The 12,781-nt window shown below is 65.0% G+C and carries 10 protein-coding genes; 8 read left to right on the forward strand and 2 right to left on the reverse strand.

The window, feature by feature from the left end; all coding sequences use genetic code 11:
- Nucleotides 1-2: 2 nt before the first annotated feature.
- Nucleotides 3-530 carry a hypothetical protein gene (locus G481_RS0102125; RefSeq protein ID WP_028028531.1) on the reverse strand — a complete coding sequence of 176 codons (528 nt, stop codon included), beginning with the start codon at nt 528-530 and terminating at the stop codon, nt 3-5.
- A 124-nt stretch (nt 531-654) separates the two neighbouring features.
- Between G481_RS0102125 and hemB the strand changes: the two genes are divergently transcribed.
- Entirely contained in the window at nt 655-1,653 is a 999-nt protein-coding gene (hemB, locus tag G481_RS0102130; protein WP_028028532.1) for a porphobilinogen synthase, read from the forward strand.
- A 109-nt stretch (nt 1,654-1,762) separates the two neighbouring features.
- On the forward strand, nt 1,763-2,326 hold the full coding sequence (locus tag G481_RS0102135; RefSeq protein ID WP_051294243.1) for a lipid-binding SYLF domain-containing protein: 564 nt from the start codon (nt 1,763-1,765) through the stop codon (nt 2,324-2,326).
- Between the two features lie 273 nt (nt 2,327-2,599).
- Here G481_RS0102135 and G481_RS0102140 read toward each other — a convergent pair whose 3' ends face one another.
- Nucleotides 2,600-2,875, reverse strand: a complete 276-nt coding sequence (locus tag G481_RS0102140; protein ID WP_028028534.1) for an usg protein — start codon at nt 2,873-2,875, stop codon at nt 2,600-2,602.
- A 204-nt stretch (nt 2,876-3,079) separates the two neighbouring features.
- Between G481_RS0102140 and gyrA the strand changes: the two genes are divergently transcribed.
- The 6 genes from gyrA (at nt 3,080) to G481_RS0102175 (ending at nt 12,772) form a co-directional block, all read left to right on the forward strand.
- Nucleotides 3,080-5,809, forward strand: coding sequence for a DNA gyrase subunit A (gene gyrA, locus G481_RS0102145; protein ID WP_028028535.1), 2,730 nt, complete (start codon nt 3,080-3,082; stop codon nt 5,807-5,809).
- 64 nt (nt 5,810-5,873) lie between these two features.
- Complete coding sequence (locus G481_RS0102150; protein ID WP_028028536.1) at nt 5,874-6,452, forward strand: retropepsin-like aspartic protease family protein; 579 nt, start codon at nt 5,874-5,876, stop codon at nt 6,450-6,452.
- A 342-nt stretch (nt 6,453-6,794) separates the two neighbouring features.
- Nucleotides 6,795-7,880 (forward strand): PA0069 family radical SAM protein, encoded by a 1,086-nt coding sequence (locus G481_RS0102155; RefSeq protein WP_028028537.1) that lies wholly within the window; start codon nt 6,795-6,797, stop codon nt 7,878-7,880.
- Nucleotides 7,881-7,972: 92 nt separating this feature from the next.
- Complete coding sequence (locus G481_RS0102160; protein ID WP_028028538.1) at nt 7,973-10,519, forward strand: penicillin-binding protein 1A; 2,547 nt, start codon at nt 7,973-7,975, stop codon at nt 10,517-10,519.
- 86 nt (nt 10,520-10,605) lie between these two features.
- Complete coding sequence (prfB, locus tag G481_RS0102165; RefSeq protein WP_028028539.1) at nt 10,606-11,733, forward strand: peptide chain release factor 2; 1,128 nt, start codon at nt 10,606-10,608, stop codon at nt 11,731-11,733.
- A 265-nt stretch (nt 11,734-11,998) separates the two neighbouring features.
- Nucleotides 11,999-12,772: a DUF2189 domain-containing protein gene (locus tag G481_RS0102175; RefSeq protein ID WP_028028540.1), complete on the forward strand. Its 774-nt coding sequence runs from the start codon at nt 11,999-12,001 to the stop codon at nt 12,770-12,772.
- Nucleotides 12,773-12,781 lie beyond the last annotated feature (9 nt).

Consider the following 12,781-nt stretch of genomic DNA (forward strand, 5'->3'; position numbering starts at 1 on the left):
CCCTAGTTCCCCAGCACCGAGGCCGAGAGGTTCTGGAACATCCCCCACAGCGCCGTGAAGAAGATCGACGCAATGCCGACCGCCTGGACATTGAACCGATGCAGCCGCAGCCGACGATAGAGCGCATCGCCCGCATTTTCGCCCGCCTCGATCCGCCGCGCGACGCGCAGCGACATCAGGCCGACCAGGCTCATGGGGCAGGCCAGCAGAAAGACCGCCTGGCAGAACTGGATCCCGTACCAGAAGCCCAGGACACACAGACCCGACAGGCCAGAGGTGACAAGCACCATCAGCCATGTCCCGGAGACCCGGCCGATATACAGCAGCCGGCTGGTATAGATGCGGGCCAGATCCTCGACCTCTTGCTGCACCGCGCCGCCCTTGCGGCGGGCGCGCAGCACCATGTCCCATGGAACGCCGATCACCCAGTGGCTTGCGGTCGACCACATCACCGCCAACGCGATCCAGAACCACAGGTTCGAGAACGACCGCATGTCGATGGTTTCGATGATAGTCCGGGTCAGATCCACCTGTGACCTCTGGCTGGCTGATACGGGGATCGTTCTAGCCCCCTCGCCCGGGGATTCCCAGCCTTGAGATGCGCGGGCATGTGTGGCAGGCAGGCAGTGTTGCCCGTCACGCCGGATACCTGCCATGACCCCGACCTTTGCGCCCTATCCCACCACCCGCTTCCGCCGCCTGCGCCGCACGCCTGCGCTGCGCGATCTGGTGCAGGAACACCGGCTGTCGGTGGCCGACCTGATCTGGCCGGTGTTCATCCGCGACGGGCAGGGGATCGAAGAGCCGATCCCCTCGATGCCTGGCGTCGCGCGCCTGTCGCTGGACCGCCTGCTTGTGCGTGCCGCCGAGGCCCATGCGCTGGGGATCCCGGCGATCTGCCTCTTTCCCTATACCGACGCTGCCCTGCGCACCGAAGACTGCGCCGAGGCCTGGAGCCCCGAGAACCTGACCAACCGGGCGATCCGCGCGCTCAAGGCCGAATTGCCCGATCTGGCCGTGATGACCGATATCGCGCTCGACCCCTATAATGCCAACGGGCATGACGGGCTGGTCCGCGATGGCATCATCCTCAACGATGAATCGGTCGAGGCGCTGGTCAAGATGGCCCTGGCTCAGGCCGAGGCGGGGGCCGATATCCTGGGCCCGTCCGACATGATGGACGGGCGGATCGGTGCGATGCGCGCGGCGCTGGAGGCCGCGGGCCACAAGGATGTGACGATCATGTCCTATGCCGCGAAATACGCCAGCTGCTTCTATGGCCCGTTCCGCGATGCGGTCGGCGCCTCGGGCCGGCTGGTGGGCGACAAGAAGACCTACCAGATGAACCCCGGCAATTCCGACGAGGCGCTGCGCCTTGTGGCCCGCGATCTGTCCGAAGGTGCCGACATGGTCATGGTCAAGCCGGGCATGCCCTATCTGGACATCTGCCGCAGGGTCAAGGATGCCTTCGGCGCGCCGACCTATGCCTATCAGGTGTCGGGCGAATATGCGATGATCCGCGCGGCGGCGCAGAACGGCTGGATCGATGGCGACAAGGCGATGGCCGAAAGCCTGCTGTGCTTCAAGCGCGCCGGCTGTGATGGCATCCTGACCTATTTCGCCCCGGCCATGGCGCGCATGTTGCAAGGCTGACGCGGCAACTTGCCGCGCAGCGCCGCACGGAACCGATGACAGGGCCGCGCAGGCTTGTTACTGTGCCGCTCAAGGGGCATCAAAGCCCCAACCAGAGGCGGAGCACCCGATGACCCATTTCACCAGCCTTCCCCGGCGCGGCCTTCTGACGGGCTTTGGCGCCAGTCTTGCCCTGGCAGCCTGCGGCAACGGCCTTGGCTCGCGCGGCGGCGAGACGATCGACGCCCGCGTCGATGCGACCCGCGATTTCCTGTTCAGCCGCTACCCCGGCACACGCGATCTGGCGGCCAAGGCCGCGGGCGTGCTGTTCATCCCTCTGGTGACCGAGGCCGGGCTGGGCATCGGTGGCGGCTTCGGGCGCGGCGCGCTGCGGATCAATAACGTGACGGTGGATTACTATGCCGCCGTGCGCGCCACGATCGGCTTTCAGATCGGCGCCCAGCAATATGCCCATGCGCTGTTCTTCATGACCGAAGAGGCACTTGGCCAGTTCCGCCGCGCCGATGGCTGGGCGGTCGGGGCAGATGCCCGCTATGCACTGCCCGAACAGGGCGCCAGCATCGGCAAGGAAACCACCGAGAACGCGCCGGTCGTGGCGCTGGTCTTTGGTCAGTCGGGCCTGATCGCCGGGGCCACGCTGGCCGGGATCAAATATACCCGCATCATTCCCTGACCTTGCCAGAACCCGCTTTCGGGCGGGCGGCTCTTCTGCCAGGCGCTGGCGCGGATGGTTGGGGCCGAAGCCTCCGGCGGGGATATTTGGATCAAGGCGAATAGCCCCCCGTGCCCCGCCCGGATGGCTGCTGTGCCCGAAACATCGGGCGCGGCGCAGGGACTGTGAACTCACTGTCCAACTTTGCCTTTTTCCAAATACCCTCGGGGGTTCCAAGGGGGCAGACAGCCCCCTTGGGCAGGGAGCGCGAGGGGGCGCGCCCCCTCGCCTCGCTCAATGCAACGTGAATTCCCCCGTCACATTGCGCCATTCCCCCGGCGAGATCAGCTTGCGATGGGTGAAGCGCACGGAATGCAGCGGTCCTTCGATGTTCTTCTGCCAGAACTCGATAAAGGCGAACAGCCGGGGGTGATCGGGGGCCAGATCGTACTCTTGCCAGATATAGCTGTTCAGCACCCTCTGGTAATCCGGCATCCGGTAAAAGAACTCTGCCGTTGTCAGCCCATAGCCCTTCAGCATCAGCTCCGTCTCGCTTGCACTGTCTCGCATTCCTGTCTCCGTATCTGTCCTCCTGCTTCCAGATTGCCAGATTCGGGTTGTTAATCAATGAAAACAATATGTTGTCACTCACGCGCCGTGGCTGCCAGCATGGCCGGGGCACCTTGCCTTGCACCCAAGCCCTTGCATGGTCTATAGTCCGCGCAACCAAATCTGGGGCCGCAAGGCCCCCTTCCAGCCAGAGATCGAGCGAACGTGAGCGACCGCCCGGAAGACCTTGATACCGCACCGGAAATGCCGGAGCGCCCCACCCATTCCGGCCCGCAGGTCGATATCTCGGCCGAGATGCGTTCGGCCTATCTCGACTATGCGATGTCGGTGATCGTCAGCCGCGCGATCCCCGATCTGCGCGACGGGCTCAAGCCCGTGCACCGGCGCATCCTGTTCTCGATGCACGAGACGAACAACACCCACGACAAACCCTATCGCAAGTCGGCGCGTCCGGTGGGCGATACGATGGGGAAATACCACCCCCATGGCGACAGCGCGATCTATGACGCGCTGGTGCGCATGGCACAGCCGTTTTCCATGTCGCTCAAGCTCTTGGACGGGCAGGGCAACTTTGGCTCGATGGATGGCGATCAGGCCGCCGCGATGCGCTATACCGAAGTGCGGATGGACAAGCCCGCCGCCTTCCTCCTGGCCGATATCGACAAGGACACGGTCGATTTCCAGGACAACTACGATGGCAAGGACCGCGAGCCGGTGGTCCTGCCGGCGCGCTATCCCAACATGCTGGTCAACGGTGCCGAAGGGATCGCCGTCGGCATGGCCACCCGCATTCCGCCGCACAATCTGGGCGAGGTGATCGACGGCACGCTGGCCCTGATCGAAAACCCCGATCTGTCCAGCGAACGCTTGATGGAGATCATTCCGGCCCCCGATTTCCCGACCGGCGGGCAGATCCTTGGCCGGTCCGGTGCGCGCAAGGCCTATCTTGAGGGGCGCGGCTCGGTGCTGATCCGGGCGAAAACCCATGTCGAGGAAGTCCGCAAGGACCGCTTTGCCATCGTGGTCGATGAAATCCCCTATCAGGTCAACAAGGCCGCGATGATCGAGAAGATCGCGGAACTTGTGCGCGAAAAGAAGCTCGAAGGCATCGCCGGGGTGGCCGACGAATCCGACCGGATCGGCGTGCGGGTGGTGGTCGAACTCAAGCGCGATGCAACGCCCGATGTCGTGCTGAACCAGCTGTTCCGCTTCACGCCGCTGCAGGTCAGCTTTGGCTGCAACATGCTGGCGCTGAACGGCGGGCGGCCCGAAACGCTGGCCTTGCGCGATTTCCTGACGCATTTCATCACCTTCCGCGAGGAAGTCGTGGTGCGCCGCACTGCGTTTGAACTGAACAAGGCGCGCGATCGCAGCCATATCCTGTGCGGTCTGGCCGTGGCCGTGTCGAACGTCGACGAGGTTGTGCGCACCATCCGCGCCAGCGCCGATGCCGCCGAGGCGCGCGACCGCCTGATGACGCGCCGCTGGCCGGCCGCCGAGATCGCCGATTACATCCGTCTGGTCGATGATCCGACCCACAAGATGAACGACGACGGCACCTACAACCTGTCGGAAACCCAGGCTCGCGCCATCCTGGAGCTGCGCCTGCAACGCCTGACCCAACTGGGCGTCAAGGAAGTCACCGACGAGCTGGAAGAGCTGGCCGCCAAGATCAAGGATTTCCTGGCCATCCTCGGCTCGCGCGAGCGGATCATGGCGATCATCTCGGACGAGCTGCGCGACGTCAAAGACCAGTTCGCCGTGCCGCGCCGCACCGAGATCGTCGATTGGGGCGGCGATCTGGAAGACGAGGATCTGATCGAGCGCGAGGACATGGTCGTCACCATCACCTCGGGCGGCTACATCAAGCGCACGCCGCTGGCCGAATTCCGCGCGCAGCGCCGGGGTGGCAAGGGCCTGGCCTCGATGCAGACTAAGGAAGACGATGTCGTCACGACGCTGTTCGTGGCCAACACCCATACGGCGCTGTTGTTCTTCACCACCGACGGGATGGTCTATCAGCTGAAATGCTGGCGCCTGCCGCTGGCGGGGCGCACCGCCAAGGGCAAGGCCATCGTCAACATCCTGCCGATCCAGCCAGGGGTTTCCATCGCCGCCCTGATGCCGGTGGATGCGCCCGAGGTGGAATGGGACAATCTGCAGATCGTCTTTGCCACCTCGGATGGCGATGTGCGCCGCAATGCGCTGTCGGATTTCACCAACATCATGCGCAACGGCAAGATCGCCATGAAGCTGCCGGATGGCGTCAGCCTGGTGAATGCCCGGATCGCCGATGAAGGCGACGATGTGCTGCTGGTCACCTCGCTGGGCCGGGCGATCCGGTTCCAGACGACCGACGTGCGGGTCTTCAAGGGCCGCGATTCGACCGGGGTTCGCGGCGTTCGGCTGGCGACGGGCGATCGTGTGGTGTCCATGGCCGTGGTGCGCCACTTCGACGCCAGCGCCGAGGAACGTGCGGCCTATCTCAAGCAGCGCCGCCTGATCGCTGGCGCTCTCGAGGATGAAACCGCAGACGACGAGGACGAGGCGGTCGAGGCCGGCCAGCTGTCGCCCGAACGCTATGCCGAAATGTCGGCGGCCGAGGATCTGATCCTGACCATCACCGCCGGGGGCCTTGGCAAGCTGACCTCCAGCCACGACTACCCGGTGCGCGGGCGCGGCGGCATGGGCGTGCGGGCCTCGGATGCGGCGATGCGCGGCGGCCCGCTGGTCGCGGCCTTCCCGGTCGAGATGTCGGATCAGGTGATGCTTGCAACCTCCTCGGGCCAGTCGATCCGCATTCCGGTCGATGGGATCCGCTTCATGGCCCGCTCGGGCGGCGGGGTGCGGGTGCTCAACCTCAACGGATCGGGCGAAGAGGTGGCCTCGGTCGCCCGCATCGCCGAGGCGGCCGAGGACGACGCCGAGGAATGATCCATCGGCAACTGGCGCGCGCCCCTTGGGCTTCCCATCTAGGGGAAACACAGGAGGTGCGCGCATGAGCGGTGACGATTTCGCAAGGCTGGCCTATCTGGTCGTTCTGGGCTCGGCGGTGATCGGCTGGCTGGTCGTCGAAAGCCGGGGCCGCCTGGGCCAGATGGCGCGTCAGTCACTGGCCTGGCTGCTGATCGTCGTCGGGCTGGCGGCCGGATACGGGCTTTGGAAGGATTTCAGCCTGCGCGCCCCCGATCAGGCGGTGCTGCGGCAAGATGGCCAGATCGTCGTGGCCCGCGCGCCCGACGATCACTTCTATCTCACGCTGGACATTGACGGCACGCCGGTGCGCTTCATGGTCGATACCGGCGCAAGCACCGTCGTTCTGTCGGACCGCGATACCGACCGGCTGGGCATCGACCGGCGCGGCCTTGCGTTCTTCGGCTCGGCCCAGACGGCGAACGGCACCATCCGCACCGCCCGCATCACGCTCAGGGACGTGCGCCTGGACGGCGAGCCGCTGGGCGATCTGCCGGCCTCGGTGGGCGATGGGCCGCTTGGCATCTCGCTGCTGGGAATGGACTTCCTGAACCGCTTCGAAAAGGTCGAAATGTCGCGCGACCGGCTTGTCCTGACGCGCTGATCGACATTGGCTTAGGGTGGCGGGGGAGGCCGCCCGGCGCCAATGGGTCTCGAACCAATGGCGCACCAATGGCGCCCCCCCGCTTCAAGGGGGCACACCCCTTGAAAATCCAGTGGATACTTTCGGACAGATGAACCCCCCGCGGTCCGCTGCGAACATTGCCGGATCCGGCGCCGTTGGTGGACAGTCTGGGTGCGAAAATCCCGGCCCCCCTTTCGCCTTGATAAAAATATCCCGGGGGCAAGTGCACGCGGGTCACGGGCGGGACAGCAACAGGGGGCAGCGCCCCCTCGCGCCCCAACGCCACTTGCAAGTGTTCCACATTTGTTCGTATGCTGGATCATGTCCACCATACCCCCACATCTGCGCCTGCGCGCCCGTGGTGCCGGCTCGAACGCCTCGGGCCGGTTCGAGCGGGAAACGCGCGCGGCCTTCGATGACGGCTGGGACATCCCCGAGGAAGAGCGGCGCCTGACCACCGATGTGCGGCTGGAAACCCCGCGCTCGGCGCTGGTGTGGAACCGCTCGCCCGATCTCTATTTCGACCGCTCGATCAATCCCTATCGCGGGTGCGAGCATGGCTGCATCTACTGTTTCGCCCGGCCGACCCATGCCTATCTTGGCCTTTCGCCTGGCCTTGATTTCGAAACCCGGCTGATCGCGCGGCCCGGCATCGGCAAGGTTCTTGACCGCGAGCTGCGGCGCAAGGGCTATGTCCCGGCGCCCATCGGCATCGGCACCAACACCGACCCCTATCAACCCTGCGAGCGGGACCACCGCGTGATGCGCGAGGTGATCGAGGTTCTGGCCGCCTTTCGCCACCCGGTCGGCATCACCACCAAGGGCACCCTGGTCGAACGCGATCTTGATCTGCTGGCACCCATGGCCGCGCAAGGGCTGGTCGGGGTAGGCGTGTCGCTGACCACACTGGACGGCGCCCTGTCCCGCCGGCTGGAGCCGCGCGCGCCCGTGCCCGAACGGCGGCTGGAAACCATCCGCCGCCTCAGCGCCGCCGGCATTCCGGTGCGCGCCATGATAGCCCCGGTGATTCCCGGCCTGACCGATCACGAACTGGAATCGCTGATGCAGGCCGCGCGCGAGGCCGGCGCGCGCAATGCCAGCTACATCGGCCTGCGCTTGCCGCTGGAGGTGGCGGATCTGTTCCGCGACTGGCTGTTGACCCACGCGCCCGGCAAGGCCGCCCATGTCATGGGCCGGGTCCGCGAATGGCACGGCGGCAAGGACTATGACGCGAATTTCGGCACCCGGATGAAGGGGCAGGGGCTGTGGGCCGATCTGCTGGCCCGCCGCTTTGCCGCGGCTGTCCGCCGCCTTGGCCTTGAGGCGCCGCGCACCGCCTTTCGCACCGACCTCTTTCGCCCGCCACCGCGGCCGGGCGATCAGCTGGGCCTGTTCGACCTCAGGTGAACGGGATGTGAAAGCGCATCCTGCCTCGGGCTTTGACCCGGCAGCCCGTGCGTTGTATGGAAAACCCTCAGGCCATTCGGGGGTTTTGGCGCGTGATCCGGTTTGTCGGCTCTTTCTTCGGGGCCATCTTCACCTTCGTCACCCTTGGCGCGCTGGCTGGCGCGCTGATGGTGGGCGGCGTTTTGTGGTTCTATTCCCGCGATCTGCCCAGCCATGACTCGCTGGCGCAATATACGCCGCCGACGATCAGCCGGATCTATTCGGCCGAAGGCCGGATCATCGACGAATTCGCTCATGAGCGGCGCCTTTATACCCCGATCGAGGATGTGCCGGCCATCGTCAAGCAGGCCTTCATCGCGGCCGAGGATCAGAATTTCTACACCCACCATGGCTATGACGCCAAAGGCATGGTCTCGGCCTTTGTCGAGGCGGTGCGCTCGCGCGGGCAGCGGGTGCGCGGGGCCTCGACCATCACGCAGCAGGTGATGAAGAACTTCCTGCTGGGCGGCGAGCGGACGGGCGAGCGCAAGATCAAGGAGATCATCCTTGCCACGCGGATCGAGGAAACGCTGCCCAAGGACAAGATCCTCGAGCTGTATCTGAACGAGATTTTCCTTGGCCAGAATTCCTATGGCGTGACTGCTGCGGCGCAGACCTATTTCAACAAGCCGCTGCACGAGCTGAAGATCGAAGAGGCCGCCGTTTTGGCCAGCCTGCCGACCCAGCCGTCGAACTTTCACCCGGTGCGCAACCGTGACCGGCTGCTGGAACGCCGCGCCTATGTGCTGCGCCGGATGTTCGAGGATGGCTACATCAGCCGCGAGCAGATGGAGACCGCCACCGCCTCGCCCCTCAAGACGGTGCAGGGCGGGGATTATGCCTCGTTCCGGTCCGTCATGCCGCCGCGCGACTATTTCACCGATGAAATCCGCCGCCAGCTGTCCTCGAGCTTTGGCGAGCAGGAATTCTTTGGCGGCGGTCTGACCATTCGCGCGACCATCGACCCCGAGATGCAGCAGATCGCCGCCAAGGCGCTGCGCGACGGGCTGGAAAAATATGACCGCGGCCTTGGCATCTGGCGCGGCACCCGCAAGACCATCGACCCTGCGCTGCTGGCCAAGGACGCCAGCTGGCGCGAGGCGCTGGCCAATCTGGAACTGCCCCGCGATGTCGAGGGCTGGTATCCGGCGGTCGTTCTGGAAACCACCAAGTCCACCGCCCGCATCGGGATCGAGGGGCTGGACGGCACCGACCACGAAATTCCCGCCAATGACGTGACCTGGGCCCGCAAGCGGCTGGCCAATGGCCGGCTGGGCGACAAGGCGCGCGTGCCGTCGGATCTGCTGGAGGTTGGCGATGTGGTGCTGGTGCGCGCCGTCACTGACAACAAGGGCCAGTTCCAGCGCTGGTCCTTGCGCCAGGTGCCCGAAATTCAAGGCGCCTTCATGGCGATGGACGTGAACACCGGCCGCGTGATCTCGATGCAGGGGGGCTTTTCCTATCAGGACACGGTGTTCAACCGTGCGACCCAGGCGCAGCGCCAGCCCGGATCCAGCTTCAAGCCTTTCGTCTATGCGGCGGCGCTGGACAATGGCTTCAGCCCGGCCACCATCGTCGTCGACGCCCCGATCGAGGTGAACACCCCGCAAGGCCTGTGGAAGCCCAAGAACGCGTCGAACAAGTTCTATGGCCCGACGCCCGTGCGCACCGGGATCGAACAGTCGCGGAACCTGATGACCGTGCGGATCGCGCAGGAAATCGGCATGGATACGGTCGCCGCCTATGCCGAACGCTTTGGCGTCTATGACCGCATGGGCGCCTTCCTGGCCAATGCGCTGGGGTCCGAGGAAACCACGCTGTTCAAGATGGTTGCCGCCTATGCCATGTTCGCCAATGGTGGCGAGCGGGTGGAACCCACGCTGGTCGACCGGGTGCAGGACCGCTGGGGCAAGACGATCTATCGCCATGACCAGCGCGAGTGCCGCGATTGCCGGCTGGCCAGCCTTGATCCGGGCGCCGCGCCGCGGATCGTGGCCAAGCGTGAACAGGTGATGGACCCGATCACCGCCTATCAGCTGACCTCGATGATGGAAGGCGTCGTTCAGCGCGGCACCGCGCGGGGCATTTCCGTGGGCGCCCCGGTGGCCGGAAAGACCGGCACCACGAACGATGCCAAGGACGTGTGGTTCATCGGCTATACCTCGAACATCGTTGCGGGGTGCTACATCGGCTATGACCAGCCGCGCAGCCTTGGCCGCGCCTCGGGTGGCGGCATGTGCGGCCCGGTGTTCCAAAGCTTCATGCAAGAGGCCGTCAAGAAATACGGTGGAACCAAATTCAAGGTCCCGCCGGGGGGCTATTGGGTCAAGGTCGACCGTTTCAGCGGCTCTCGGCTGCCCGATACCGCCTCGGGCGACAATGTCGTCGCCGAATATTTCCGCGAAGGCCAGGAAGACATCTATGGCTTTGGCGTGATGGTCGATGGCGGCTTCGCCATGGGATCTAACCTGCCGCTGTTCGCCTATGGCGAAACCGACGGGTCCGAGGCGACGACAACCGTCACCACCGCCAGCGGCAAGACCAAGGCCATCCCGAAAAAGGCCGACTTTGGCACCGTTTCATCGGGTGGGCTCTACTAGAGCCCGCCCCTGGTTCCCCGTCGGCCCTTGTCCTTTCGCTGCGAATGAGTATCTAGGGGCCGGATCTGAACAGTCTGGATAGTCCCGTGCGCGCTGAAACTCTGAACAATGTCGCAGCGATCGAAAAGTCGTTGAAGCTGCTCGCCCAGCGGATGGACTGGGAAACCGCACCGCACCGGCTGGAGGAATTCGACGCCCTCATCGAGGCGCCAGATCTGTGGAACGATCCGGCCAAGGCGCAAAAGCTGATGCGTGAACGTCAGGCCCTGATCGACGCCGTGGCGACCTACAAGCGCATCGCGCAAGGTCTCAAGGACAATGTCGAACTGATCGAGCTGGGCGAGATGGAGGGCGATGACGAGATCGTCTCCGAAGCCGAAAGCGCGATCAAGGATCTGGTCAAGGACGCCGCCGAAAAGGAACTCGAGGCGCTGCTCGATGGCGAGGCAGACGCCAACGATACGTTTCTGGAAATCAACGCCGGCGCCGGCGGCACCGAAAGCCAGGACTGGGCCGAGATGCTGGCGCGGATGTATACCCGCTGGGCCGAGCGCAAGGGCTACAAGGTCGAACTGCAATCCGAAACGCCGGGCGAAGAGGCGGGGATCAAGTCGGTGTCCTATCGGGTCTCGGGCCTCAATGCCTATGGCTGGCTGAAATCGGAATCGGGCGTCCACCGCCTGGTGCGCATCAGCCCCTTCGGCTCGGGCGACAAGCGGCAGACCTCGTTTGCCTCGGTCTGGGTCTATCCGGTGGTCGATGACAATATCGAGATCGAGATCCCGGCCAACGACATCCGCATCGACACCTACCGGTCTTCGGGTGCGGGTGGCCAGCACGTCAACACCACCGACTCGGCGGTGCGGATCACCCACTTGCCGACGAATATCGTCGTGACCTCGTCGATGAAATCGCAGCACCAGAACCGTGAAGCCGCGATGAACGCGCTGAAGGCGCGGCTCTACCAGCTGGAACTCGACAAGCGCAACGCGGCGATCAACGCCCAGCACGAAGCCAAGGGCGATGCGGGCTGGGGCAACCAGATCCGGTCCTACGTCCTGCAACCCTATCAGATGGTCAAGGATCTGCGCACCAGCTTTGAAACCTCGGATACCCAGGGCGTGCTGGACGGCGATCTGGATCAGTTCATGGCCGCAACGCTGGCGATGGATGTGGCCGGCAAGTCCCGCGCCGAGGCTCAGGCCGACGACTGAGCCCGATCGCGCGGCCCCGCAAGGTCCGCCGCACCAACGGGGCCGATGAACCGCACCACCATCGCCCATACCGGCAGGCAGGCGCCTGCGGTTTCATGCTTCATCTTTCCTCAAGTACCCTCGGGGATTTTCAAGGGGCCGACAGCCCCTTGAACGGGGGCCGGGGGGCTGGCCCCCCGCAGCCCTTGCAGAACCTTCCCGGTGAAAAGATCTTTTCGCGGCCGATTGCCGCACCTACTCTGACCCCAAGTCAGGGGAGGGACCAATGCACACTGCCGACACCGAAGCCGCACCACCCGCCATGATCCGGGCGCTGTCCAACGCCGATCTGGCGGCCAGCCTGCAGGCGGGCTGGCGCGACCTGACCCGCGCGCCACTGTTCGGGCTGTTCTTCAGCGCGGTCTATGTCGCGGGCGGCTGGTTGCTGTGGTGGGCGCTGACCACCACCGGGCAGGTCTGGTGGACCATCCCCGTCACGCTGGGCTTCCCGCTGCTGGGCCCCTTTGTCGCGGTCGGGTTCTACGAGATCAGCCGCCGGCTGGAGGCGGGCAAGGCGCTGGACTGGCCCGGCATCCTGGGCGTGATCTTGCGCCAGAAGGACCGCCAGATCCCCTCGATCGCCGCAGTGATCGTCGTGTTCTTCCTGTTCTGGAACTTCCTGGCCCACATGATCTTTGCTCTGTTCATGGGGCTTCAGGTGATGACCAACATCTCCACCAGCTACGAGGCTTTCCTGACCCCGAACGGCCTTGCGATGATTGCCATGGGCACGGCGGTGGGGGCGGCCTTTTCGGCGGTGCTGTTTTCCATGACCGTGGTCGCGCTGCCCATGCTGCTTGACCGCGAGGTCGATTTCGTCACCGCCATGCTGACCTCGCTGGCCGTGGTGCGGCGCAATCCGGGGGTGATGCTGGGCTGGGGGCTGTTGATCGCCGTCTTGCTGTTCGTGGCGATGATCCCGGCCTTTCTGGGTCTGGTCCTGGTGCTGCCGCTGCTGGGTCATGCCAGCTGGCACCTGTATCGCCGGGCGCTGGGGTAGAAACGACAA

The sequence above is a fragment of the Gemmobacter nectariphilus DSM 15620 genome, from assembly GCF_000429765.1.
In the GTDB taxonomy this organism is placed as follows: domain Bacteria; phylum Pseudomonadota; class Alphaproteobacteria; order Rhodobacterales; family Rhodobacteraceae; genus Wagnerdoeblera; species Wagnerdoeblera nectariphila.